The organism is Hydrogenophaga borbori (genome assembly GCF_003417535.1).
GTDB lineage: Bacteria > Pseudomonadota > Gammaproteobacteria > Burkholderiales > Burkholderiaceae_C > Hydrogenophaga > Hydrogenophaga borbori.
The window spans coordinates 329,065-354,657 of record NZ_QVLS01000001.1 but is presented as its reverse complement, the minus strand read 5'-3'; the positions used below and the strand labels follow the sequence as shown (position 1 = coordinate 354,657).

20 protein-coding genes and 1 tRNA gene are annotated in these 25,593 nt (G+C 71.0%); 11 read left to right on the top strand and 10 right to left on the bottom strand.

What is annotated here, in order from left to right; genetic code table 11:
• Position 1: 1 nt before the first annotated feature.
• The 3 genes from DY262_RS01700 to def form a co-directional block, all read right to left on the bottom strand.
• Complete coding sequence (locus DY262_RS01700; protein WP_116957252.1) at positions 2-1,150, bottom strand: efflux RND transporter periplasmic adaptor subunit; 1,149 nt, start codon at positions 1,148-1,150, stop codon at positions 2-4.
• A complete protein-coding gene (locus tag DY262_RS01695) occupies positions 1,147-2,607 on the bottom strand; it encodes an efflux transporter outer membrane subunit (RefSeq protein ID WP_116957251.1) in 1,461 nt (486 codons plus the stop codon). Before DY262_RS01695 ends, DY262_RS01700 begins: the two co-directional genes overlap by 4 nt.
• Positions 2,608-2,748: 141 nt before the next feature.
• Positions 2,749-3,288 carry a peptide deformylase gene (def, locus tag DY262_RS01690; RefSeq protein ID WP_116957536.1) on the bottom strand — a complete coding sequence of 180 codons (540 nt, stop codon included), beginning with the start codon at positions 3,286-3,288 and terminating at the stop codon, positions 2,749-2,751.
• 501 nt (positions 3,289-3,789) lie between these two features.
• Here def and DY262_RS01685 point away from each other — a divergent pair.
• From DY262_RS01685 to DY262_RS01675, 3 genes are all read left to right on the top strand, one after another.
• Positions 3,790-5,067, top strand: a complete 1,278-nt coding sequence (locus DY262_RS01685; RefSeq protein ID WP_181936375.1) for a collagen-like triple helix repeat-containing protein — start codon at positions 3,790-3,792, stop codon at positions 5,065-5,067.
• A gap of 12 nt (positions 5,068-5,079) precedes the next feature.
• The gene (locus DY262_RS01680; RefSeq protein WP_116957249.1) at positions 5,080-6,774 is read left to right on the top strand and encodes a ShlB/FhaC/HecB family hemolysin secretion/activation protein; all 1,695 of its coding nucleotides are present in this window, start codon (positions 5,080-5,082) and stop codon (positions 6,772-6,774) included.
• A 78-nt stretch (positions 6,775-6,852) separates the two neighbouring features.
• Entirely contained in the window at positions 6,853-7,170 is a 318-nt protein-coding gene (locus DY262_RS01675) for a hypothetical protein (RefSeq protein WP_116957248.1), read from the top strand.
• Here DY262_RS01675 and ligA read toward each other — a convergent pair.
• The 3 genes from ligA to smc are packed head-to-tail and all read right to left on the bottom strand — an operon-like array spanning position 7,160 to position 13,948.
• Positions 7,160-9,259: an NAD-dependent DNA ligase LigA gene (gene ligA, locus DY262_RS01670; protein WP_116957247.1), complete on the bottom strand. Its 2,100-nt coding sequence runs from the start codon at positions 9,257-9,259 to the stop codon at positions 7,160-7,162. The genes DY262_RS01675 and ligA overlap by 11 nt on opposite strands.
• A gap of 5 nt (positions 9,260-9,264) precedes the next feature.
• Complete coding sequence (locus DY262_RS01665) at positions 9,265-10,416, bottom strand: cell division protein ZipA C-terminal FtsZ-binding domain-containing protein (RefSeq protein WP_116957246.1); 1,152 nt, start codon at positions 10,414-10,416, stop codon at positions 9,265-9,267.
• A gap of 13 nt (positions 10,417-10,429) precedes the next feature.
• Positions 10,430-13,948, bottom strand: coding sequence for a chromosome segregation protein SMC (gene smc, locus DY262_RS01660; protein WP_116957245.1), 3,519 nt, complete (start codon positions 13,946-13,948; stop codon positions 10,430-10,432).
• 233 nt (positions 13,949-14,181) lie between these two features.
• On the opposite strand from smc, the gene DY262_RS01655 reads away from it, so the two are divergent.
• From DY262_RS01655 to DY262_RS01620, 8 genes are all read left to right on the top strand, one after another.
• A complete protein-coding gene (locus DY262_RS01655) occupies positions 14,182-14,943 on the top strand; it encodes an MHYT domain-containing protein (protein ID WP_116957244.1) in 762 nt (253 codons plus the stop codon).
• A gap of 51 nt (positions 14,944-14,994) precedes the next feature.
• A complete protein-coding gene (gene dapC, locus DY262_RS01650) occupies positions 14,995-16,215 on the top strand; it encodes a succinyldiaminopimelate transaminase (RefSeq protein WP_116957243.1) in 1,221 nt (406 codons plus the stop codon).
• 59 nt (positions 16,216-16,274) lie between these two features.
• Entirely contained in the window at positions 16,275-17,108 is an 834-nt protein-coding gene (gene dapD, locus DY262_RS01645) for a 2,3,4,5-tetrahydropyridine-2,6-dicarboxylate N-succinyltransferase (protein ID WP_116957242.1), read from the top strand.
• Positions 17,109-17,143: 35 nt separating this feature from the next.
• Positions 17,144-18,304: a PilT/PilU family type 4a pilus ATPase gene (locus DY262_RS01640; RefSeq protein WP_116957241.1), complete on the top strand. Its 1,161-nt coding sequence runs from the start codon at positions 17,144-17,146 to the stop codon at positions 18,302-18,304.
• Positions 18,304-19,476, top strand: coding sequence for a succinyl-diaminopimelate desuccinylase (gene dapE, locus DY262_RS01635; RefSeq protein ID WP_116957240.1), 1,173 nt, complete (start codon positions 18,304-18,306; stop codon positions 19,474-19,476). The genes DY262_RS01640 and dapE overlap by 1 nt, the downstream gene beginning before the upstream one ends.
• An 8-nt stretch (positions 19,477-19,484) precedes the next feature.
• Positions 19,485-20,354, top strand: coding sequence for a 50S ribosomal protein L3 N(5)-glutamine methyltransferase (prmB, locus tag DY262_RS01630; protein ID WP_116957239.1), 870 nt, complete (start codon positions 19,485-19,487; stop codon positions 20,352-20,354).
• Positions 20,351-22,309 (top strand): ABC-F family ATP-binding cassette domain-containing protein, encoded by a 1,959-nt coding sequence (locus tag DY262_RS01625; RefSeq protein ID WP_116957238.1) that lies wholly within the window; start codon positions 20,351-20,353, stop codon positions 22,307-22,309. The genes prmB and DY262_RS01625 overlap by 4 nt, the downstream gene beginning before the upstream one ends.
• Positions 22,310-22,391: 82 nt before the next feature.
• A complete protein-coding gene (locus DY262_RS01620) occupies positions 22,392-22,637 on the top strand; it encodes a GlsB/YeaQ/YmgE family stress response membrane protein (RefSeq protein WP_070398319.1) in 246 nt (81 codons plus the stop codon).
• A 94-nt stretch (positions 22,638-22,731) separates the two neighbouring features.
• Here the strand turns inward: DY262_RS01620 and DY262_RS01615 are convergent.
• The 4 genes from DY262_RS01615 to ybgF all read right to left on the bottom strand — a co-directional run bounded on the left by DY262_RS01615 (position 22,732) and on the right by ybgF (position 25,593).
• A tRNA-Lys gene (locus DY262_RS01615) sits at positions 22,732-22,807 on the bottom strand.
• Between the two features lie 38 nt (positions 22,808-22,845).
• On the bottom strand, positions 22,846-23,667 hold the full coding sequence (locus tag DY262_RS01610; protein ID WP_116957237.1) for a tRNA threonylcarbamoyladenosine dehydratase: 822 nt from the start codon (positions 23,665-23,667) through the stop codon (positions 22,846-22,848).
• Positions 23,664-24,782 carry a YeeE/YedE family protein gene (locus DY262_RS01605; RefSeq protein WP_116957236.1) on the bottom strand — a complete coding sequence of 373 codons (1,119 nt, stop codon included), beginning with the start codon at positions 24,780-24,782 and terminating at the stop codon, positions 23,664-23,666. Before DY262_RS01605 ends, DY262_RS01610 begins: the two co-directional genes overlap by 4 nt.
• Positions 24,783-24,816: 34 nt before the next feature.
• Positions 24,817-25,593, bottom strand: a complete 777-nt coding sequence (ybgF, locus tag DY262_RS01600; protein ID WP_116957235.1) for a tol-pal system protein YbgF — start codon at positions 25,591-25,593, stop codon at positions 24,817-24,819.

The following is a 25,593-nucleotide window of genomic DNA, read 5'->3' as shown; positions in this document are numbered from 1 at the left end:
GTCACTGCACCACTTTCACCAGATCACCTTCGTTGAGGAAGCCCGCGCCCTGCACCGCCACGGATGCCTCGGCCTGCAGGCCTTCGAGCACTTCCACGCGCTCGCCCACGCGGCGGCCGGTGCGCACCTTGAGCTGGCTGGCGCGGCTCTGCGCGTCGATGGCAAAGACGTAGTTGCTGCCGTCGCGCACCACCACCGACTGGCTGGGCACCGTCAACGCCTCGCTCTGCCCCAGGTCGAAGGCACCGTGCGCGAAGGTGCCGGCCTTGAGCTCGGCATGGCGCGGCAGGTCGACGAAGACCAGGATGTTGCGCGTCTGCGGGTCGGCGCTGGGCGCGATGGCGCGCACCTTGCCCTGCACCTCGCGGCCGGTGGCGGCCGTCACCGCCACGGACTGGCCGATCTTCACGCGGTCCACCTCGCTGGGCGTGACCTCGCCGCGCCACTCCAGGCGGCCCTGGCGCACCAGGCGGAACAGCTCCTGGCCCGCGCCCACCACGGCGCCCACGGTGGCCGCGCGGGCGGAGATCACGCCGTCGTCGGGCGCCAGCACGCGGGTGTTGCCCAGGCGCACCTCGGTGGCGCCGAGCGCGGCCTTGGCGGCCTCCCATTGCGCCAACGCCACCTTCTCCTGCGTGAGGTACTGCGCCACCTGCGACTTCGACAGCGCGCCGGTGTTCTCGATGGCGCGCGCGCGCTCGGCGTCGGCCTTGGCGTTCTGGTAACTGGCCTCGGCCTGCATCAGGCTGGCGCGCGCCTGCAGGGTGTCGGCCTGGGTGGTCTCGCGCACGAACTCGGCCAGCACCTGGCCCTTGCGCACGGCGTCGCCCACGTTCACGTTCACCGTGGACAGGCGCAGGCCGTTCACCTCGGCGCCCACGCTGGCCTCCTGCCAGGCGGCGATGTTGCCGTTGGCCTGCAGGCGGATGGGCATCGACTCGCGCTGCGGCTGGGCCACCGTGACGGTGAGCGCGGGCCGGGGCTGGTCGCCCGCGGCCGGTGCGCTGGCGCCGCCGGCGCCCTGCGGGCTGGCGGCCGGGGCATCGGCGGATGGGCGCAGCAACAGCCAGGCGGCCAGTGCGAGGATGAGCAGGGCCAGCGCGGCCAGGGGCCAGAACCAGCGGCGCCGGGGGGTGGAGGTGGCGTTCATCGGGCGTCGTTCGAAGCGTTGGGATTCAGGGCATCACCGGGGTAGGTGGCGGGGATCGCGGCGGGATCGAAGCCGCCCCCCAGGGCGACGTAGAGCTGCAGCCAGGCGTCCAGGCGCTCCTGCTGCAGGGCCACGGCGCTGCTGTCGGCGTTGAGCTTGAGGCGGCGCGCCTCTTCCAGCTCGTTGAGGTTGGCGAAGCCCACGCGGTAGCGCGCTTCGGTGGCTTCGAAGGAGCGGCTGTAGCCGGCCACCGCGGTTTCGGTGGCGGCCAGGCGCTCGCTCAGGCCCGAGAGCGTGACCAGCGACTGCTCCACCTCGGCCACGGCCTGGCGCAGCGTGCGCGCGTAGGCCATGGCGGCGGCCTCGTAGCGGGCCTGGGCGCTGTCCGCGCTGGCGTGCAGGGCGCCGCGCCCCAGCAGCGGCAGGCTCAGGGTGATGGGGCCGATGGACCAGGAATTGGCGGTGAAGTCCAGGCCGCCGCCCGAGAAGTGGTTGCGCAGCACGCTGCCCTGCAGCGTGAGGCCCGGGCGCAGCGCGGCGCGGGCCACGCCCACGTCCTCGCTGGCGGCCACCAGCTCACGCTGGGCGCGGTACACGTCGGGGCGCTGGCGCAGCACGTCGGCCGGCACGGCGTTCACGCCCAGCAGCCGCTCGACCCGGCCGGAGGCGAGCCAGGCCTTGAGGTCGGGCGCGCCGCCGAGCTGGGCGCGCACGTCCGCTTCGGGCTGGGCGGTGATGGCGGCGATGGACTTCACCTGGCGCTCGCACAGGGCCTCCTGGCTGCGCCAGCGCGCCACGCCCTCGGCGGCGCTGGCGCGCGCCAGCGCCGCCACGGCGGGCGCGGTGAGGCCGGCGCGCTCGGTCACGTCGTTGCTGTCGGCCGTGACGCGGCGCGAGTCGCGGTCGTTCAGCGCCACGGCCAGTTGTTCGCGGCACAGGCGCTGGCCGAAATAGAGCTGCGCCACCTCGGACGCCACCAGCACGCGGGCCTCGTGCCAGCGTGCGCCGGCGGCGTCCTGCTGGGCCTGCGCGCTGTCCACGCGCCCCTGGCCCTCGCCCCACAGGCCCACGGCCCAGGAGGCCTGTACCCCCCCGCTCAGCGTGGTGCCCAGCGGCGTGTTCACGTCGGTGCGGCCCCGGCTGGCGATGGCCACCGCATTCGCCTGGGGGCGGCCCTGCGCCTCGGCCCCGGCCAGCGCGGCGCGCGCCGCGAACACCTGGGCCCGGGCGGACGCGATGTCGGGGCTGTGGCGCTGGGCGCGCGCGATCCAGTCGCTGAGCACCGGGTCGTCGAAACGGGCCCACCAGTCGCCCAGGGCCTGGGCGCTGCCCTGGTGCGCCAGCGGCGGCGCCACCCAGCGCTCGGGCAGGTCGACGGGTACTTCGGTCGGTGGCCGGCTCACGCTGCACGCGCCCAGCAGGGCGCCAGCGACCAGCGCCACGAGCAGTCGCTTCATGGTGCGAAAGGGGATGCCCCCCTGAGTGTTGTTCTTGGCGCCGAGACTCTAGTCGAAGCTCAGGCCTGAACATTTCAAATCATTTCAATGGCGTAACAGCGTTTGCGCCGTGGGTGGCGCCTGCGCGCGCCCAGGCCGCCCTCAGTCGTCGTCGCTGGCGTCCAGCCCCGGGAACAGCACCTCGGTGAAGCCGAAGCGGCGGAAGTCGCGCACCCGCATGGGGTACAGCATGCCCCAGAGGTGGTCGCATTCGTGCTGCACCACGCGCGCATGAAAGCCCTCGGCCTCGCGCACGATCGCCTGCCCGAATTCGTCGAAGCCCTGGTAGCGGATGCGCCGCCAGCGCGGCACCACGCCGCGCAGCCCGGGCACCGACAGGCAGCCTTCCCAGCCCTCTTCCTGCTCGTCGCCCAGGGGCGTGATGACCGGATTGACCAGCGTGGTGCGCGGGACCACCGGCGCGTCCGGGTAGCGAGGGTTGGGCGCGCCGCTGCCGAAGATGACGACCTGCAGGTCGACGCCGATCTGCGGCGCCGCCAGGCCCGCGCCGTTGGCGGCGGCCATGGTGTCCTTCAGGTCGGCCACCAACCGGTGCAGTTCGGGCGTGTCGAAGGCGGTGACGGGCTGGGCGTGGCGCAGCAGGCGCGGATCGCCCATTTTCAGAATAGGGTGAATGCTCATGGCGATGGTGAACAAGCAACGAGGCCATTGGGCCGAGGCCCGCTGGGTGTGTGGAATTGCGCAATTCGTCGGCCTATCCGAATCAATGACCGGCAGCATGCCAATTATTTAAATCCAAGCCAACCATTGGAATTTCAGGACGGAAGGATTTCATTCTCAACAAGGAATCCAGTTTCCCCTGCACCGAAAGGTTTCGACAGCCCATATTTCATCATCAATTGGAGAAAAATCCCCCTCCAACGGCCCCCGTCCTTCTGGGCCGGGGCCCGGCTAGACTGCACCCCGGGAGTCGGCGATAGCGAAAGGCAGGTCTGACCGGGGTGCATTGAATTCCGCGAGACGCCAGCAATTAATTGAGCCGCAAGGGCCACCGATGAAGCCTTGGGACTCCCCGGGTTTTGGCCCGAGCCATGTGCAAGCGTTCCATTTCTTCTCCAGGAGGATTCCATGAGCAGGACTCAACAAGGTTCACGTTTCCCATCCCGCGCCGGGCTGACCGCATTGACCGTCGCATTGCTGGCCTTGGGGGGCTGTTCGGGCACCGGCTCGCTCAATTCGGCGGGCAGTGGCGGCGGCGTGGCCTCCGGCGGCGGGGGCTCGGGCGGCGGGTCGGACACCCCGGCCAGCGCCACCTCACCATTGGCCGGGGTGGTCCGCGAGCAAGGCAACACCATAACCGACGCCGGGCGGGCCGTCTCGGGCCTGGGCGGCCCGCTGTCCGGCGCGCTGGCGCCCGTGGTCGGCAATGCCTCCGCCCAAGGCGTCGATGGCGTGGTCGCCCACACCGGTGGCGCGGTGGGCGCGCTGGGCGGCGCCCTGTCCAATGGCCTCGGCCAGCTGGGCACCGTGGACAACCCGCTCGGCATCACGGCCGCGGGCGTCGGCGGTGCCGTGGGCCAGACGGGCCAAGCGGTGTCCAGCGCGGGCGACGCGGTGCGCGGCCTGGGCCAGAACCCAGCCACCGCCGCCCTGAGTCCCCTGAGCGACCCCGCGAGCCAGCAGGTGGACCGGGCGGGCCAGTTGGTGCGCCGCGCGGGCCAGGGCGTGGAAACGCAGACGACCCGTGGCTCAGCAGGTCAGTTGCTGGAGCGCACCACCCCCGCGCTGGAAGGCGCGGCGAACACCGCCGTGAGCGCCACCCAGGCCGTGGGCCAGGGCACGGGTCTGGGCGCGGCACTGGGCGATGGCGTGCTCAACCCGGCCACCCGCGTGCTGAGCGAACGGAACGCGCAACTGCCCTTGTCGCCGGAGGGAAACAGCATCCTCGGCAACACCACGCGCACCGCGGGCCACGTGGGCCAGGCGGTGGACGATCCTTCGGCGCCCGGCGACAACCCGGTCGAGCGGGTGGGCAGTGGCGTCAGCACACTCATCGTGCCCATCACCGCCGCCGCCAGCGGCCTGGCGGGCCGCGTGAACGACAGCACCGACCTCGACACGCCCATTGGCAACCTGGTGGTGGACGTGGGCGATGCGACGCAGTCACTCGGCACCGGTTTGCAGGGCGACGGCTCGCAGCCCCTGACGAACAGCCTGGGCCAGGTGGTCACCCCCACCGGCGATCTGGTGAGCGGCCTGGGCACGGCCCTGGGCGGCACCAGCGGCACAGGTGGCGTGCTGGCACCGGTGACGAACACGGTGACCACCCTCACAGGCGGAACCGGTGGTGTGCTGGCGCCGGTGACCAACACCGTGGGCAGCCTCACGGGCAGCACGGGAGGCACCGGCGGTGCGCTGGCGCCCGTGCTCAACACCGTGGGTGGCCTGCTCGGTCGCTGAGGCAGACGCCGCATGCCCCGGCCACACGCCCGACGGCTTCTGCTGGCCTGGCTGACGGGGTGGGCCGCCACGGGCGCGGGCGCGCAGAGCGCCGCGCCCCTGGGCAACCCCCTCGACAGCTTGCCGCGCCCGCAACGGCCCACGCCGCCGGACGCGGAGGTGCGGATCGACGTCAAGCCCCCGGCCCCGCCGGGCGCCGACATCCTGAACCGCGGACTGACGCCGCGCCGCTTCAGCATCGAAGGCGTCCGGTCCCTGCCCTTCGACGAGGTGGCCGCGCTTTTCGCGCCGCTGGCCGGGCAGCCCATCACCGTGGCGCAACTGATCGAAACCAGCCAACGCGCCACGGCCATTTATCAGCGGCGCGGCTACGCGCTGTCGTTCTTTTTCGTGCCGGCGCAGGACTTCCGCGACGGCGTGGTGCGCGTGGTGGCGGTGGAAGGCCACGTGCAGGACGTGCGCCTCGAAGGCGACGCGGGGCGCGCCGAGCCCAAGCTGCGCGAGATCGCCGAGCGGCTGCGCGCCGACAAGCCCCTGCGCCGCGAGACCTTCGAGCGCGTCACCGAGCTGCTGGGCCGCCTGCCCGGCATCACGCTGCAAGCCGAGGTGCGCCTGCCCACCAGCACCGACGGCGCGAGCACGCTCACGCTCAAGGTGCGGCGCAAGCCCTACGACCTGGCCGTGGGCCTGGAGGCGCGCCAACCGCACCCGCGCGCGGTGCTCACGGGCTCGGTGAACGACCTGCTGGCCCCGGGCAGCCAGATCGGTGCGTCCACGCTGGTGTCATCGGCCCGCCACGACCACTACAACGCCCTGCACTACCTGCAGTTCGTCGGCGGCCAGGGCTGGTCCCTCAAGGGCACGCTGTCGCGCTACCGCGGCGACCCGAACGAACAGCTCGGCATCGAAGGGCCCTTGCCGCGCGAGACCCGCGTGCGGCGCGCCGAGATCGGCGCGAGCTACCCGCTGCGGCTGTCGCGCAGTGCCAGCCTCACGATCGGCCTCGGCCTGTACGGCGTGGACACGCAGGACACCACGAGCAACCCCGCCAATGGGGCTTACCTCACCGACGATTCGCGCGTGCGCGTGCTGCAAGGGCAGATGGCCTATGCGAGCCAGCTGCCCGAGCGCAGCCGCCAGGCCAGCCTCACGCTGTCGCACGGCCTCAAGGGCCTGGGCGCGCGCGCCGGCCTGCTCAGCAACCTGCCCGGCCTGTCGGGCCCCAGCCCGATCGAGCTGGGCTTCACGCGGCTGCAGGCCGAGGCCTCGCAGGCCAACCGCTTCGCCAATGGCTTCGGCACGGTGGTGTCCCTGGCGCTGCAAGCCAGCGCGGACCCGCTGCCCAGCAGCGAAAAAACCTCGTTCGGCGGTGGCCGCTTCGGGCGCGGCTACGCCAGCGGCGAAGCGGTGGGCGATTCGGGCTGGGGCCTGGGCCTGGAGCTCAACAAGGCCTTCACCATGGACGGCGCCTGGCTACGGCAATGGCAGCCCTACCTGCTGTGGGAGGCCGCGCGCGTCTATGCCGACCAGGGCACGCCCCTGCCGCAGACGCTGCGTTCGGTGAGCCTGGGCCTGCGCCTGAGCGACCACCAGCGCTACAGCGTGGACATCAGCGCGTCCAAGCCCACGGGCGACACACCGCTGGACAACCCCCGCAAGCGCTGGCGCGCCGGCCTCACGCTGAGTTGGCGCCTGGCGGGCCCCTGAAGCGCCGAGGACCGCCGCGGCTTGACGCGGGCGGCGCCATGGGCGAAGGTCCGCCGATCGACCCCACGGAACGACGCCATGAAGTCCCTGCTCCCTGCCCTTGCCCTCGCGCTGCCGGCGCTCGCCCATGCCCAGGGCGCCGCCATCTTCAAAGACGCCGACCTCGCGCTGGGCGAAAAACTCCTGGCAGACAACCAATGCGCCCAATGCCATATGAAGCAGGTGGGCGGCGACGGCAGCGCCATCTACCGCCCCCAGGGCCGCATCAACAACGCCGCCCTGTTGCGCGGCATGGTGGAGAACTGCAGCACGCGGCTGAACCTGCAGCTGTTTCCCGAAGAGGTCACGGCCATCGCGGCGGTGCTCAACCGGGACCACTACCGGTTCAAGCCGTAGGCGGGTCCTGTGCCGGCGTGGCCAGCAGTGCCAGCATCGCCGCCTCGTCGATCACCGCCACGCCCAGCTCGCGGGCCTTGTCCAGCTTGCTGCCGGCTTCTTCGCCCGCCACCACATAGTCGGTCTTCTTGCTCACCGAGCCGGCCACCTTGGCGCCGGCCGCCTCGAGCATGGCCTTGGCGTCCTCGCGCTTGAGCGTGGGAAAGCTGCCCGTGAGCACGAAGGTTTTGCCCAGCAGGGGCTGCGGGGTGTTGCGCTCGCCCTCGTTCTCGGGCCAGTGCACGCCGGCCGCGCGCAGCTGTTCCACCACCTCGCGGTTGTGCGGCTGCTCGAAGAAGGTGCGGATGCTCTGCGCCACCACCGGGCCCACGTCGTTGACCTGCAGCAGCTCGTCCACGCTGGCGTCCATGATGCGGTCCAGCCCGCCGAAGTGGCGCGCGAGGTCCTTGGCCGTGGCCTCGCCCACGTGGCGGATGCCCAGGCCGAACAGCAGGCGCGGCAGCGTGGTCTCGCGGCGCTTGTTCAAGGCGTCCAGCACGTTCTGCGCCGACTTTTCGGCCATGCGCTCCAGGCCCGCGAGCGCGGCGAGGCCGAGTTTGTACAGGTCCGGCAGGGTCTTGATAAGCCCGCTGTCCACCAGTTGCTCGACCAGCTTGTCGCCCAGGCCCTCGATGTCGACCGCGCGGCGCTGCGCGTAGTGCAGGATGGCCTGCTTGCGCTGGGCGGCGCAGAACAGGCCGCCGGTGCAGCGGTGGTCGGCCTCGCCCTCCTCGCGCACGGCCAGGCTGCCGCAGACGGGGCAGTGGCTGGGCATGGTGAACACCGGCGGGTCGCCCTCGCGCTTGTCCAGCAGCACCGACACCACCTCGGGGATCACGTCGCCCGCACGGCGCACGATGACCGTGTCGCCCACGCGCACGTCCTTGCGACGCGCCTCCATTTCGTTGTGCAGGGTGGCGTTGGTGACGGTGACGCCGCCCACGAACACCGGCGCGAGCTTGGCCACGGGCGTGAGCTTGCCGGTGCGGCCCACCTGCACGTCGATGGCCTGCACCGTGGTGAGCTGCTCCTGCGCCGGGTACTTGTGCGCCACGGCCCAGCGCGGCTCGCGGGTCACGAAGCCCAGGCGCTTCTGCGTCTCCAGGCTGTTGACCTTGTAGACCACGCCATCGATGTCGTAGGGCAGCGCGTCGCGCTGCTCGCCGATGCGCCGGTGGAAAGCCACCAGCTCGTCGGCGCCGCGGCACACGGCCGTCTGCTCGGCCACGGGGAAGCCCCAGGCCTTCAGGCGCATGAGCCAGTCGTACTGGCTGGCGGGCGGGTGCCGATCGCCGAGCACCTCGCCCCAGGAATAGGCGAAGAAGCTCAGGGGCCGCTCGCGCGCGATGCGCGAGTCGAGCTGGCGCACGGCGCCGGCGGCGGCGTTGCGCGGGTTCACGAAGGTTTTTTCGCCCTTGGCACCCTGGGCGATCTTCTCGCGCTGGCGCTCGTTCAGGGCCTCGAACTGGTCGCGGCGCATGTAGACCTCGCCGCGCACCTCCAGCACCTCGGGCACGCCGTCGGGGAGCTTCAAGGGAATCTGCTTGATGGTGCGCACGTTGTGCGTCACGTCCTCGCCGGTCTCGCCGTCGCCGCGCGTGGCGGCGCGCACCAGCACGCCGCGCTCGTAGCGAAGGCTCATGGCCAGACCGTCGAACTTGAGTTCGGCCAGGTACTCCACGGGCGGATCGGACTCGGCCAGGCCCAGCTCGCGGCGCACGCGCGCGTCGAAGGCGGCGGCGCCGCTGGCCTCGGTGTCGGTCTCGGTGCGGATGCTGAGCATGGGCACCGCGTGGCGCACGGGCGCCAGTTCCTTCAGCACGGCACCGCCCACCCGCTGCGTGGGCGAGTCGGGCGTCAGCAGTTCGGGGTGCCGCGCCTCGATCGCCTGCAGCTCCTGAAACAGGCGGTCGTACTCGGCGTCGGGGATCTTGGGCGCGTCCAGCGTGTAGTAGAGGTGGGCGTGGTGGTGCAGCAGCGCGCGCAGCTCGGCGGCCCGCTCGGCGGCCGACGCGGGGGGCGTCGACTCGGCAAACATATCGGCGGTCATGGGGTCTATGAGAACAAGCGGCGCGCCTGCGGCGAGCCGGCGGCGAGGTCGCGTTCGTCGAGCGCGTCGTACAGGCCTTCCAGGTCCGAGCCGATCTGGTCCATGGCCTCGGCCGGCAGCGGCGCGCCGGTGTCGTCGGTGACCACGCCGTCCATGGCCTCGGCCAGGGCCTGGGCGGCCTGGCGCAGGCGCGCGAAGGGCAACTCGCCCCGCGCCACATGCGTGACCTCCAGCGAGAGCGTGATCTCGCGCAGCGCACTCTGCTCGGGGTCGTCGGCCATGGCGGCCTGGGAGTCGTAGGCCAGGGCCAGCAGCGGCGGCTGGCCCGGCTGGCTGGCCGGCAGCACCATGCGACCGGGCAGCGTGCCCGCCACGAAGCCCAGGCGCCCCGCGTGCTGCGAGACATAGCCCGGGCTCCAGGCCGCGCGGCGCGCGCGCAGGGTGAAGCCGAGCTGGGCGTCGTGGCCGCTGGCGAAGGCGTCGAGCTCGCGCGCGCGCGCCACCTCGGCCCGCATGTCGGGGAAGTCGGGGCTGGCGCCCACGGCGTCGGCGAAGGCCTGGGCCTTCACCACGAACTCGGAGAACTCGATGTCGTTGAGCGGGCCGGCGCGGTTGGCCAGCTGCACACCGGCCTGCAGCGCCCGGTAGCGCTGGTGCGGCCGCGCCACCTCCCATTCGCCACTCTGCGTATTGAGGCCTTCCACCGCGAAGGGCTTGCTGCCCACGCGCCGCGTGGCGGGCAGCGCCGCCAGCACGGCCTCGCCCGACACCTCATGCTCCAGCGCCAGCGGCGCGATGACGTCGATCAGCGCGTCCAGCGCGGGGCCGGGGCGGCGCTCGGGCAGCGGGGCCAGGGTGGGCTCGATCGGCCCCTCGTCACCGGTGCCGGCGGCCTCGCCGCCCAGGCCCTCGCGCGGCGCCTCGGTCGGCGCCGCCTCACGCTCGCCGTCCGGCACGGCGTCGCCGAAACCCGGCTCGCGCCGCTCCGCCAGCGGGTCGCCCTGGGGCCCCAGGGCGGGTTCGAGCGCCTCGCCCGGCGCCAGGCGCTCGCGCGCCGTGCGCGGCGCGCTCTGGCGCGTGATCCAGGCGTTGTAGGCCACCACCGCCGCCAGCACCAGGCCGCCGACGATGACCAGTCCGATCTGCAGGCTGCTCATGGCACGGGGCTCCTCAAGTGGCTTCCATCATCCCGGCGGCCGACTCCATGTCCACCGCCACGATGCGCGAGACACCCTGCTCCTGCATGGTCACGCCGATGAGCTGCTGGGCCATCTCCATCGCGATCTTGTTGTGGCTGATGAAGAGGAACTGCGTCTCCTTGGCCATGGCGCTCACCAGCTTGGCGTAGCGCTCGGTGTTGGCGTCGTCCAGCGGTGCGTCCACCTCGTCGAGCAGGCAGAACGGCGCGGGGTTGAGCTGGAAGATGGCGAACACCAGGGCAATGGCGGTGAGCGCTTTCTCGCCGCCGGACAGCAGGTGAATGGTCTGGTTCTTCTTGCCGGGCGGCTGGGCCATCACTTGCACGCCGGCGTCCAGGATCTCTTCGCCGGTCATCATGAGTTTGGCGTTGCCGCCGCCGAACAGCTCGGGGAACATGCGGCCGAAGTGCGCGTTGACGGTCTCGAAGGTGGAGCCCAGCAGTTCGCGCGTTTCGTTGTCGATCTTCTTGATCGCGTCTTCCAGCGTGGTGATGGCTTCGTTCAGGTCGGCGGTCTGCGCGTCCAGGAAGGTCTTGCGCTCGCGCGCGGCGGTGAGTTCGTCCAGCGCGGCCAGGTTGACCGCGCCCAGGGCCTGGATGTCGCGGTGCAAGCGGTCGATTTCGCCCTGCAGGCCGGCCAGGCGCACATTGCCTTCGGTGATGCTTTGCGCGATGGCCGCGCGGTCGGCCTCGGCCTCGTCGAGCATCTGGCTGTACTGCTCCACGCCCAGGCGCGCGGCCTGCTCCTTGAGCTGGAAGTCGGTGATGCGGCTGCGCAGCGGCTCCAGCTCGCGCTCCAACTGCAGGCGGCGCTCGTCGCTGGCGCGCAGCTTCATGGTGAGGTCGTCGTACTGGCTGCGCAGCGCGGCCAGGGCCTGTTCGCGCTCGGTCTTGGCGGCCAGCGCGGACTGCAGGCCGGCCTGCGCGGCGGCGTCGGTCAGGCGCGAGAGCTCGTCCTGCGCGCGCCGCTGCTCGTCGGCCAGCGACTGTTCCTGCTGGCCGGCGGTGTCGATGGAGCGCTGCAGCTCGGCCTGGCGCGCCTGCAGGCTGCGCAGCGAGAAGGTGGCCTCCTGCGCCTGGCGCTCCAGCGCGCGCTGCTGCTCGCGCGCGTGGCTGAGCTTGCGCTCGGCCTCGATCACGGCGTCGTCGAGCTGGGCGTGGCGCTCCTGGCTGTCGGCCAGTTGCATGTCCAGTTCCTCGAAGCGCGCCTCGGCGGTCACGCGGCGCTCCTGCAGGGCTTCGAGCTGGGCGTCGACCTCGGCGAGGTCGGCGTTGATCTGCTCGCTGCGCGCGCGCGTCTGCTCGGCCTGCTGGGTCAGGCGCATCGCCTCCACCTGCAGCTCGTGCGAGCGGCTCTGCGCCTCGGCGGCCTCGCGGCGCGCCACCACCAGGCGCTGCGAGGCGTCGGTGAAGGCGGCGTCGGCGCGCACCAGGGCCGAGCGCGCCTGCTCGGCGATCAGGGCCTGGGCCTTGAGCTGCTTGTCCAGGTTCTCGATCTCCTGCGCGCGCGCCAGCAGGCCGGCCTGCTCGTTGTCGGGCGCATAGAAGCTCACGCTGTGGGCGCTGACGGCGTGGCCGCTGGCGACATAGAGGGTCTCGCCGGGCTGCAACTGGCCGCGCAGGGCCAGGGCCTCGTCCAGCGTGGCGGCGCTGTAGCAGCCGCGCAGCCAGTCGCCCAGCAGCGCCTGCTGGGCGGCGTCGTTCAGGCGCAGCCAGCTGGCCAGGGGCTTGAGCGCGCCGTTGCCCTCGTTCGTGGCGCCGGCCGGCGGGGGCTGGTAGAAGGCCAGCCGGGTGGGCGGCGCGTCGCTGGCGAAGGCGCGCACCATCTCCAGGCGCGACACCTCCAGCGCGCCCAGGCGCTCGCGCAGGGCGGCCTCCAGGGCGTTCTCCCAGCCCGCCTCCACGTGGATGCGGCTCCACAGCCCCTGCAGGCCGTCGAGCCCGTGCTTGCTCAGCCAGGGCTTGAGCTTGCCGTCGGTGCGCACCTTTTCCTGCAAGGCCTTCAGGGCCTCCAGGCGCGCGCTCAGGTCGGCCTGTTTCGCGGATTCGGCGTTCACCGCCGCCTGCGCCTGGCGGCGCGCGTCGTCGAGCTGGGGCACGCTGTCCTGCAGCTCGTGCAGGCGGGCGTCGGTTTCCTCGGCCAGGACCTGGGCCGTGGCCATGGCCTGCTGGGCCGCGCTGACGCGCGCCTCGTCGGGCGCGGCCAGGGCGTTCCTGTCGGCGGCCAGGCGCTCGCGGCGCTGGCTCAAGCCGCGCGTCTGTTCTTCGATGCTGCGCTGCTCGGCCGCCAGCACCTGGATCTGCTGCTGCACCTGGTTGACCGCCGTGCGCTGCTCGGCGGAACGGGCCTGGGCGGCGCGCAGCGCGTCGTCCAGCGCGGGCAGCGCGCCGGCCTGCTCCTCGCCCTGGGCGGCCAGCACCACGGACTGCTCTTCGGCACCGACGATGTTCTCGGCCAGTTGCTCCAGCTCCACGGCGGCGTCCTGGCTGCGCGTGGACCAGGAGGCGATCTGCTCCTTCAGCTGCGCCAGGCGCTGCTCCACGCGCTGGCGGCCTTCCACCACGAAGCGGATCTCGGCCTCCAGCTTGCCGACCTCGGCACTGGCCTCGTAGAGCTTGCCCTGCGCCTGGTTCACCTGGTCGCCCGCCGCGTAGTGGGCCTGGCGAATGGTCTCCAGCTCGCTTTCCACGCGGCGCAGGTCGGCGGTGCGCGACTCCAGGTCGGTCGCGGCCTGGGCGGCGTCCTTCTGCACGCGGGCCTGCTCGGCCTCGGCGTCGGCGCGCTTGAGGAACCACAGCTGGTGCTGCTTGAGCGTGGCGCTGGCGTTCAGCGCGTGGTACTGGGCCGCCACCTCGGCCTGCTTCTCCAGCTTGTCGAGGTTGGCGTTGAGTTCGCGCAGGATGTCTTCCACCCGCGTCAGGTTCTCGCGCGTATCGGCCAGGCGGTGCGCGGTCTCGCGGCGGCGCTCCTTGTACTTGGAGACACCCGCGGCCTCCTCCAGGAACAGGCGCAGCTCCTCGGGCTTGCTCTCGATGATGCGGCTGATGGTGCCCTGGCCGATGATGGCGTAGGCGCGCGGACCCAGGCCCGTGCCCAGGAACACGTCCTGCACGTCGCGCCGGCGCACGGGCTGGTTGTTGATGTAGTAGCTGCTGGTGCCGTCGCGCGTCAGCACGCGCTTGACGGCGATCTCGGTGAACTGGCCCCATTGGCCGCCAGCGCGGTGGTCGCTGTTGTCGAACACCAGCTCCACGCTGGCGCGGCTGGCCTGCTTGCGGCTGGTGGTGCCGTTGAAGATCACGTCCTGCATGGACTCGCCACGCAGCTCGGAGGCCTTGGATTCGCCCAGCACCCAGCGCACCGCGTCCATGATGTTGGACTTGCCGCAGCCGTTGGGACCCACCACGCCCACGAGTTGGCCGGGCAGCATGAAGTTGGTGGGTTCGGCGAAGGACTTGAAGCCGGAAAGCTTGATGGAATTGAGGCGCACGGCGGTCCGGGTGAGGCGGCGTTGGCGGGAGGCGGCGGTCCGGCGGGCGGACCATCGCGGGATGATACCTGCGGGGCTATTGGGGCCCTGAACGGCGGCGGGGTGCGGTTTTTAACGGGACGTTTTAACGCCCTCCGCCTGGAGATCCGGGTAACAGCTTGTTTCACTGGAAGCATGCCAACAGAATCGTTGGCACCCTTTCTGAGAACCAAGTCATCACTTTTCGCCCGCCCATGAACACCATCGTCAACACCGCCTGGGACCCCAGCCTCATCGCCCTGTCGTTCGCCTTCGCCGTCATCGGCTCCTTCGTGGCCCTGAGCGCCGCCACGCGCCTGCGCGACCGCCGCGGCGCCCTGGACTGGAACAGCGTGTTCACCGTGGGCATCGCCCTGGGTGGCGTGGGCGTGTGGTCCATGCACTTCATCGGCATGCTGGCCCTGCAAATGGACGTGGGCAGCAGCTACTCCATGCTGGAAACCATCACCTCGCTGGTGGCCGCGGTCCTGGCCACGGCCGGCTCGGTGGCCTTCGCCGCGCGCCGGCCCGAGAGCTTCACGCGGCTGCTGAGCGCCGGTTTCCTGCTGGGCATGAGCGTGGTCGTCATGCACTACCTGGGCATGTTCGGCCTGAAGATCTACGGCTTTATTTCCTGGGACATGGCCCTGGTGGCCACGTCCATGCTGATCGCCGTGGTGGCCGCCACCGCCGCGCTCTGGCTGGCCTTCAACAGCAAGACCCTGGCGCGCCGCCTGGCGGCCTCGGTGGTGATGGGCATCGCCGTCTGCGCCATGCACTACACCGGCATGGCCGCCGCCGAGTTCGTCTGCACCACCAGCGAACGCGCCGCCATCCCGCAGGGCGCGGGCTTCATCTCGGCCTTTCGCCTGCCGCTGCTGGTGATCGCCACCACGGTGATGCTCACGGTGCTGCTGTCGCTGGACCAGATCTACCAGCACCTGCGCGGGCGCACCCTGCGCGCGCAGCGCGCCTGAGGGCCGGGGACGGCCCGGGGGTATGCCCCGCACCCCCGATAATCCCCGGCCATGAACCCCCTGCTCCAGCGGCTGCAGCCCTACCCCTTCGAGCGGCTGCGCCAGCTCTTCGCGGGCATCACGCCCTCGCCCGCCCACCGCCCCATCAGCCTGGGCATCGGCGAACCCAAGCACGCCGCCCCCGACTTCCTCAAGCGCGCCCTGGCCGACGCGCTGGACGAGGGCCTGTCCAACTACCCCGCCACCGCCGGCACCCCGGCGCTGCGCGAGGCCTGCGCCGGCTGGGTGCAGCGCCGCTATGGCGTGGCGCTGGACCCGGCCACACAGCTGCTGCCCGTCAACGGCTCGCGCGAGGCGCTGTTCGCCTTCGCCCAGGTGGTGGTCGACCCCACCCGGCCCGGCGCCACGGTGCTCTGCCCCAATCCCTTCTACCAAATCTACGAAGGCGCGACCCTGCTCGCGGGCGCGCAGCCGCACTACGTGCCCAGCGTGGCCGAGCGCAACTTCGCGGTGCACTGGGACAGCGTGCCCGATGAGGTCTGGGCCCGCACCCAGCTCATCTTCGTCTGCTCGCCCGGCAACCCGGCCGGCGCGGTCATGCCGCTGGACGAGTGGCGCCGCCTGTTCGAGCTCAGCGACCGCCATGGCTTCGTCATCGCCTCCGACGAGTGCTACAGCGAGATCTACTTCCGCGACGAGGCGCCGCTGGGCGGCCTGCAGGCCGCCGCGCAGCTGGGCCGCAGCGACTTCCGCCGCCTGATCGCCTTCACCAGCCTGTCCAAGCGCAGCAACGTGCCGGGGCTGCGCAGCGGCTTCGTGGCGGGCGACGCCGCGCTCATCAAGCCCTTCCTGCTCTACCGCACCTACCACGGTGGCGCCATGAGCCCGGTGGTGCAGGCCGCCAGCATCGCCGCCTGGAACGACGAGGCGCATGTGGTGGAGAACCGCCGCCTGTACCGTGAGAAGTTCGCCCAGGTCACCCCGCTGCTGGCCGAGGTGCTGGACGTGGCGCTGCCAGACGCGTCCTTCTACCTGTGGGCCGGGGTGCCCCAGCGCTTCGCCTCGCACACCCCGGGCCTGGGCGCCGACGAGGCCTTCGCCCGCGAGCTGCTCGCTCAATACAATGTGACCGCCCTGCCCGGCAGCTACCTCGCGCGCACCGTGCAAGGCGACAACCCCGGCGCCGGCCGGGTGCGCCTGGCCCTGGTGGCCGGCGTCGACGAATGCCTCGAGGCCGCGCAACGCATCGTCGCCTTTTGCCGCGGCGGCTGATGCCGCCGGCCCCGGCCCCCCGCTTTCCTTGAAACCCTGAACCTCAACGCAGCACTTCCATGAGCCAACAACTGCAAGCCATCATCGACACCGCCTGGGACAACCGCGCCACGCTCTCGCCGTCGGCCGCGCCAAAGGAGGTGAGCGATGCGGTCGAGCACGTGATCGCCGAACTCAACAAGGGCCGCCTGCGCGTGGCCACGCGCCAGGGCGTGGGCCAGTGGACGGTGAACCAGTGGATCAAGAAAGCCGTGCTGCTGTCCTTCCGCCTGAAGGACAACGAGATCATGCGCGCCGGCGACCTGGGCTTCTTCGACAAGGTGCAGACCAAGTTCGCCCACCTGAGCGAAGACGAAATGAAGGCCACCGGCGTGCGCGTGGTGCCACCGGCCGTGGCCCGCCGCGGCAGTTTCATCGCCAAGGGCGCGATCCTCATGCCCAGCTACGTGAACATCGGCGCCTATGTGGACGAAGGCACCATGGTCGACACCTGGGCCACCGTGGGCAGCTGCGCCCAGGTCGGCAAGAACGTGCACCTCTCCGGCGGCGTGGGCCTGGGCGGCGTGCTCGAGCCCCTGCAGGCCAACCCGACCATCATCGAGGACAACTGCTTCATCGGCGCGCGCTCCGAAGTCGTGGAAGGCGTCATCGTCGAAGAGAACTCGGTGCTGGGCATGGGCGTGTACATCGGCCAGAGCACGCCCATCTTCAAGCGCGACACCGGCGAAATCCTGTACGGCCGCGTGCCCGCCGGCAGCGTGGTCATCAGCGGCGGCCTGCCCAAGCAGACCGCCGACGGCAAGGCCTACACCACCTACGCGGCGGTCATCGTCAAGACGGTGGATGCGCAGACCCGCGCCAAGACCAGCCTGAACGACCTGTTGCGCGACTGAATTCGACCCACCCCACCACGAGCGAGGGAGACGGCATGAGCAGCGGAACGATGGAGCGCATCCTGCGCCTGATGGCCGAGAAACGCGCCTCCGACGTGTACCTCACGGCGCACGCGCCGGCGATGATCAAGATCAACGGCCAGGTCATCCCCATCAACAGCCAGGTGCTGCCGCCCGAGGCCCCGCGCAACCTGCTGGCCGAGATCGTCCCCGCCACGCGCATGGAAGAGCTGCTGGAGACCGGCGAGCTCAACATGGGCGTGCCGCTCGACGGCCTGGGCAACTTCCGCGTCAGCGCCCTGCGCCAGCGCGGCTCCATCGCGGTGGTGGTGCGCTTCGTGCCGGGCGACATTCCCGCGCTGGACACGCTCAACGTCGCGCCGGTGCTGGCCGACCTGGTCATGGAAAAGCGCGGCCTGATCCTGATGGTGGGCGCCACCGGCGCGGGCAAGAGCACCACGCTTGCCGCCATGATCGACCACCGCAACGAGCGCGTCAGCGGCCACATCCTCACGGTGGAAGACCCGATCGAGTACACCTACCGCAACCGCAAGTCGGTGGTGAACCAGCGCGAGATCGGGCCCGACACCGCCTCGCTGCAGGTGGCGCTGAAGAACGCGCTGCGCCAGGCGCCCGACGTCATCCTCATCGGAGAGATCCGCGACCGCGAGACCATGTCGGCCGCGCTGGCCTACGCGCAGTCGGGCCACCTGGTGCTGGCCACGCTGCACGCCAACAACAGCTACCAGGCGCTCAACCGCATCCTGAGCTTCTACCCCGTGGAGGTTCGCCCCACCATGCTGGGCGACCTGGCCGCCGCGTTGCGCGCCATCGTCTCGCAGCGCCTGCTGCGCACCCAGCAGGGCAACGCCCGCGTGCCGGCCATGGAGGTGCTGCTCAACACCGCGCTGATCGCCGACCTGATCCAGAAGGCCGACTTCTCGGGCGTGCGCGAGGCGATGGAGAAGTCGCTCGCCGAGGGCTCGCAGACCTTCGAGCAGGACCTGGCGCGCCTCATCCACGAAGGCCTCGTCACGCGAGAGGAAGGCCTGGCCCACGCCGACTCCCCCAACAACCTGCTCTGGCGCCTGCAGAACGATTTCGAACACAGCCGCGCCAGTGGCTACGAGGCGGCCGAAGAAGAAGCCAGCGACGCGCCGTCCTTCACCGAGTTCACGCTCGACGTCAAATTCTGATGACCGATACCCTGCGCCTCGCCGAGGCGCTCATCGCCCTGCCCTCCGTCACCCCGCGCGACGCGGGCTGCCTCGAGCTGATCGCGGCGCGCCTGCGCGCCATCGGCTTCCAGTGTGAGCGCCTGGACAGCGGCCCCGACGACTTCCGTGTCAGCAACCTCTGGGCACGGCGCGGCAGCGGCCAGCGGCCCACGCTGGTGTTCGCCGGCCACACCGACGTGGTGCCCACCGGACCGCTGGAGGCCTGGGCCAGCGACCCCTTCGTGCCCAGCCACCGCGACGGCGCGCTGTACGGCCGCGGCGCGAGCGACATGAAGACCTCGATCGCCGCCATGGTCGTGGCCTGCGAGCGCTTCCTCGCCGAGCGGCCCGACCCCGCCATCGACATCGCCTTCCTGCTCACCAGCGACGAGGAAGGCCCCGCGCTGGACGGCACGGTGGTGGTCTGCAATGCCGTGAAGGCGCGTGGCGAGCGCCTGGACTGGTGCATCGTGGGCGAGCCCACCTCGGTCCAGCGCACCGGCGACATGATCAAGAACGGCCGGCGCGGCACGCTCAGCGGCAAGCTCACGGTCAAGGGCATCCAGGGCCACATCGCCTACCCGCACCTGGCGAAGAACCCCATCCACATGGCCGCGCCCGCGCTGGCCGAGCTGGCCGCCACCGAATGGGACCGCGGCAATGACTTCTTCCCGCCCACCAGCTGGCAGATCAGCAACATCCATGGCGGCACCGGCGCAAGCAACGTCATCCCCGGCACGGTGGTGATCGACTTCAACTTCCGCTTCAGCACCGAGCGCACGCCCGAGTCGCTGCAGGCGCAGGTGGTCGACATTCTGGCGCGCCATGGCCTGCGCGCGGGCAGCGAACACGAGCTCGCCTGGACCCTGGGCGGGCGGCCCTTCCTCACCACCCCGGGCACGCTGGTCGACGCCGTGCGCACCGCCATCCGCGAGGAAACCGGCCTCGAGACCGAGCTCTCCACCACCGGCGGCACCAGCGACGGCCGCTTCATTGCGGCCGTGTGCCCGCAGGTGATCGAGCTCGGCCCACCCAACGCCACCATCCACAAGGTCAACGAGCACGTGAAGCTCGCCGACATCGAACCCCTCACCGCGATCTACGGCCGCACGCTGCAGCACCTGCACGCGCAGGCGCAGCAGACCGCCTGATACCCACCGTGAACCTGCAAGAACTGATGGCCCGGGCCGAAGCCCGCCTGGCCAGCGCCCCGCTGGCCTATGGCCAAGGCACCACCAACGTCCGCGACGAGGCCGCCTGGCTCGTGCTGTGGCGCCTGGGCCTGCCGCTCGACACCGACCTCGACGCGCACGCCGCCGACACCGTGGACGCCGACGCGGCCGCCGCCGTCGATGCCTTGATCGAGCGGCGCATCGCCACGCGCGAGCCCGCCGCCTACCTCACGCAAGAGGCCTGGCTGCAGGGCGTGCCCTTCTATGTGGACCGCCGCGCCATCGTGCCGCGCAGCTTCATCGCCGAACTCATCGCCGACGGCGGCATCGACCCCTGGCTGAGCGACGACACCGTGCGTGTGCTGGACCTGTGCACCGGCAACGGCAGCCTGGCCGTGCTGGCCGCCCTGGCCTGGCCCGAAGTGCGTGTGACCGGCGCCGACCTGTCGCCCGAGGCGCTGCAGGTCGCGCGCATCAACGTCGACCGGCATGGCCTGGCGGACCGCATCGCGCTCGTGGCGAGCGACGGCCTCGCGGCCTGCCCCGGCCCCTGGGACCTGATCCTCTGCAACCCGCCCTACGTGAACGCGCGCAGCATGGCCGAGCTGCCACCCGAGTTCCGCGCCGAGCCCGCGCTGGCGCTGGCCGGCGGCGCCGACGGCATGGACTTCGTGCGCGCGCTGCTGCGCGACGCGCCCGCGCGCCTGAGCCCGCACGGCGTGCTGGTGCTGGAGATCGGCCACGAACGCGCGCACTTCGAAGCCGCCTTCCCCGCGCTCAACCCGGTCTGGCTGAGCACCAGCGCGGGCGACGACCAGGTGCTGCTGCTCACCCGCGACGCACTGGAGGCCGCATGATCGTCGTCCGCGATGTGGTGCTGCGCCGCGGCACCAAGGTGCTGCTCGACCGCGCCTCGCTCACCATCAACCCCGGCGAAAAAGTGGGCCTGGTGGGCCGCAACGGCGCCGGCAAGTCCAGCCTGTTCCGACTGCTTGACGGCAACCTGCACGAAGACAAGGGCGAGTTCAGCGTGCCCGCGCAATGGCGCCTGGCCCAGGTCGCGCAGGACATGCCCGAGACCGAACTCGACGCCACGCGCTTCGTGGTCGAAGGCGACACCACCCTGCTCGCGGCCGAGCGCGAGGTGGCCGAGGCCGAGGCCAGCGGCGACGGCGAGCGCATGGCCCACGCCTACATGGCGCTCAACGACGCCGGCGCGCACGACGCCACCGCGCGCGCGCAGGCGCTCATCCTGGGGCTGGGCTTCCAGACCAACCAGCTCGATCGCCCGGTCAACAGCTTCTCTGGCGGCTGGCGCATGCGCCTGCAGCTGGCGCGCGCGCTCATGTGCCCGAGCGAGCTGCTGCTGCTCGACGAACCCACCAACCACCTGGACCTGGACGCCCTGGTCTGGCTGGAGGCCTGGCTGGCGCGCTACCCCGGCACGCTGCTCGTCATCAGCCACGACCGCGAGTTCCTCGACGCGGTGACCAACGTGACCGTGCACATCGAACACGCCCAGCTCAAGCGCTACGGCGGCAACTACAGCCGCTTCGAGGACATGCGCGCCGAGCAGATGGCCCTGCAGCAGGCCGCGTTCTCGCGCCAGCAGGACAAGATCGCGCACCTGCAGAAATTCATCGACCGCTTCAAGGCCAAGGCCAGCAAGGCCAAGCAGGCCCAAAGCCGCGTGAAGGCGCTGGAGCGCATGGAGCGCATCGCCCCGGTGCTGGCCGACGCCGAGTTCAGCTTCGAGTTCAGCGAGCCGGCCAGCCTGCCCAACCCCATGCTGGTGCTGGACGGCGTGGACGTGGGCTACCCCGGCGATGGCGGCGAGCCGATCACCATCGTGCGCGGCATCCAGCGCTCGGTGATGGCTGGCCAGCGCATTGGCATCCTGGGCGCCAACGGCCAGGGCAAGTCCACGGTGGTCAAGACCATCGCGCGCACGCTCGCCCCCCTCGCGGGCACGGTGACCGAAGGCAAGGGCCTCAACATCGGCTACTTCGCGCAGCAGGAACTGGACGTGCTGAGCCCGCGCGACAACCCGCTGGAGCACATGGTGCGGCTGGTGAAGGAGTGCAGCGCGCAAGGCCGCCTGAGCGGCCAGCCCACGCGCGAGCAGGACCTGCGCAACTTCCTCGGCATGTTCCAGTTCACCGGCGACCAGGTCTTCCAGGCCGTGGGCAGCATGAGCGGCGGCGAGAAGGCGCGGCTGGTGCTGTGCATGATCGTCTGGCAGCGCCCCAACCTGCTGCTGCTCGACGAACCCACCAACCACCTCGATCTCGCCACGCGCGAGGCCCTGTCCATCGCGCTCAACGAGTTCGAGGGCACGGTCATGCTGGTGAGCCACGACCGCGCCCTGCTGCGCGCCGTGTGCGACGAGTTCTGGCTGGTCTCGCGCGGTGCCCTACAGCCTTTCGACGGCGACCTCGACGACTACCAGCGCCACCTCATCGAGATGGCCCGGCAGGCGCGCGAGGCGCAACGCGCCGCCGCGCGCGCCGAGGCCCCCGCCCCGGCCCCCGTGGCCGCGCCGGCGGAGGACCGCCGCGCGGACGCGCAGCGGCAGAAAGCCCTCACCGAGCGGCTGCGTCCGATCAAGAAGGAACTGGCCCAGGTGGAACAGCGCATGGCCGCATTGGCCCAGGAGCGCGAGCGCCTGGAAGCCGAGCTGCTCGCCGCGCCCGAACCGGCGAAGCTGGCCGAACTGGGCAAGCGCCTGAAGGTGGTGGAAGCCGAGAACGGGACCGTCGAGGCGCGCTGGCTGGAGCTCAGCGAGGCCATCGAACAGGCGCAGCAGGCCTGAGCCGCGCGCAAGCGAAGCGCGCTACAGTGGGTGCGGGCCGTCGAGAGGCGGCCCATTCAACATCCCACAGGAGGCTCACACCATGATGTCCATTCTCGGCACCATCCTCATCGGTCTCGTCGCCGGCTTCGTGGCCCGCATGCTCAAGCCCGGCAATGACAGCATGGGCTGGATCATGACCGCCGTGCTCGGCATCGCCGGCTCCTTCCTGGCGAGCTACCTCGGCGCCGCCATGGGTTGGTACGCCCCGGGCCAGGCGGCGGGCTTCATCGCCTCCGTGGTCGGCGCGATCGTGATCCTGGTGATCTGGGGCATGTTCAAGAAGTGAGGCCCCGGCGCCGCGGCCCTCGCGGCACCACAGCAGGTCATCGCGCGACACAAAGAAAAAGGCCCTGGTCTCACGACCAGGGCCTTCCTGTTGGTGGTAGGACGTGGCAGGCTCGAACTGCCGACCAACGGATTAAAAGTCCGCTGCTCTACCAACTGAGCTAACGTCCCACTCTCTTCGCCGCTTGCGTATCGCTTGCTGCGAAGCCTCAGATTATAGCGTGGTTTCGATGGCTCTCTGAAGGCCGATCGCTTTTTTCTTGCGATGCGTTCGCCAGGGTCTCGAGCAGCCAGCCCGCGGCGCACAAGCCGAAGGTCGCGGTGACCGTGACCACCGAGCCGAAGCCGTGGCAGTTCAATGATCCATCGCCGCCATCGAGCCCACACGAAGGGTCCGGCGGCGCCACCGCTTCGCGGCTGAACACGCAGACCGTTCCCATGCGACCCTGGCGCGCGCCACCGTGGTGCTTGCGCAGGCGGTAGCGCAACTGTGCGAGCAAGGGGTCGTGCGTGACCTCGGCCAGATCCGCCAACTGCACCGCTTCCGCGCGGCGCTTGCCGCCGGCCGCGCCCACCGCCACGAAGGGCACCCGCTCGGCGCGGGCCCAGGCGGCCATCGCCGTCTTGGCGCGCACCTGGTCACAGGCATCGATGAGGCCGTCGGGTCGCTGGCCCTGCAGCAGGCCAGGCCAGTTCTCGGGTGTCACGAAGTCGTCCACCAGGTCCAGCTCGATGCCCGGATGAAAGCCCAGGAGGCGGTCCCGCAAGGCCTCGATCTTGGCCTGACCCAGCGTGGCGTCCAACGCATGCACCTGGCGGTTGATGTTGGACTCGGCGACGTGGTCGAGGTCGATCAGTGTGAGGCGGCGCACGCCGCTGCGCGCCAGCGCCTCGGCCGCCCAGGAGCCCACGCCCCCCAGGCCCGCCACCACGCAATGCGCGTCGAAGATGCGCTGCGCGCCTTGCACGCCGTAGAGCCGCCGCAGCCCGCCGAAGCGGCGCTCGAAGCGCTCGGCGTCAAGCGGATTCACCCCGCGCGCTCCAGCAGCCACATCTGGAATTTGAAGCCCAGCACCGCGCCGCCCACGATGCCCGCGACCGCGACGGCACTCAGCAGGCTGAGCGTGGACAGGCCGGATAGCCCTTGGCCCACGGTGCAACCCAGGGCCGTGACGCCCCCCACGCCCATGAGCGCCGCGCCCACCAGGTGCAGCGCGGTATCGCGTGTGTCGCGAAAACCTTCCCAGCGGAAGCTGCGCTCGATGAGCGCGCAGAGAAAGGAGCCCGCGACCACGCCGAATACAGTGACGACGCCGAAGGTCAAGACCTTGCTCTTGTCGCTGAAGAAGATGAACCAGTCGAGCACGTAGGCCATGGGCGCGGTGAAGGTCAGGGCCTCCATGCGGCCGCTGTTGCTGCCCGTGTAGACGGGCTCCAGCGTTTCCGGGTGCTCCGGCAGGAAGCCCAGATGGCCGCTCACCCACCACATGCCCACGATGGTGAGGCCGATGCCGGCGCCCGCGAGCAGGTTGTTGCCGGTGCGGAAATCCGCGCTGCGCAGGCACCAGGCGATGAGCACGACGCCGATGACCAAGGCGCTGAGCAGGCCCGCCAGGCCCGGCTCCATGCCCAGGGCCTTGGCCACCCAGGTGGGCAGCGCCGAGCCCGATGGCAGTTCCAGGCTCACGCGGTCGACGGTGTTGACGCGCACCACGCCGAAGATGCCGCGCAGCGTCATGAACGCGGCCAGGCCCATGACGAAGAACACCACCAGCGACTTCAGGCTGCCGGCGCCGATGCGCACCAACGTCTTGCTGCCGCAGCCCGAGGCCAGCACCATGCCGAAGCCGAACAGGGAGCCCCCGACCAGGGCCGAGAGCCAGAGGAAGCGGCTGCCGGTGTAGAGCGATTGGCTGGTGTCGATCCAGCCCAGCCAGCCCATGCCGTAGAAGCCGATGGCCGCCACACCCACGGCCATGACCCACATGCGCATGCGGGTCCAGTCGCCCATGTTCACGATGTCGCTGATCGCGCCCATGGTGCAGAAATGGGTGCGCTGGGCGATGAAACCGAACACCGCGGCCACGCCGAAGGCGGCCCACAGCACGGTCTGGTTCAGGGATTGCAGGGTGGCGAGTTCGTCCATAGGGCCGCGATTGTAGGGGCGGCCCCATGGTCCCTCACTTCAGTCGGGCCAGGCGTTCCTTGGCCGCGCCAGCGGCCTCGCTCTGCGGGTGCTGCTTCACCAGGTCTTCCAGCGTTCTGCGCGCGCCTTTGGTGTCCTTCAGCTCGACCTGGCTGTTGGCCAGGGCCAGCATGGCCTCAGGCGTGCGTGGGTGGTCGGGGAATTCGCGCACCAGGCGCTGATGCGACTCCACAGCGTCCTTGTAGGCGCGCGCGGCGTACTGTGCGTTGCCCAGCCAGTACAGCGCCACCGGGGTGTAGCCGCTGGTGGGGTAACGCCGCAGGAAGGCGGTGTAGGCGACCGTGGCGCCCGCGAAGTCGGACTTGCGCAGGGTGGCCATGGCGGCTTCGAACTCGGCCTTCTCGGCCGGTTGCGCCGTGAAGCTGCGGCCGTCGAGCTCGACCTTCACCGGCTCGACCTGGCGCAGGCGCTCGTCGATGCCGGCCTGCACGTCCTTCTGCGCGCGCTGCAGCTCGGACACCTCGCGCGCGAGCTGCTCGTTCTGCCCGCGCAGGCGGGCGATCTCGCCGCGCAGCTGCTCGATCTGGTTGGCCAGTTCGAGCATGCTGCGCTTGATGGTCGCGTCGCCCTCGCGCTGCTGCGCGGCGGCCGCATCGGCGGCCTGGCGGTTGGCGTCGACCTGGCGGCGCAGTTCGATGATGGCCTGGCGCGCCTCGTCGTCACCGAACAGGGCGTACGCGGACGGCGCCCACAGGCCGCCCAGCAGCAGGGCTCCCGTGGCCAGCGTGGGTTTCCAGCGCGCGATGCTCAT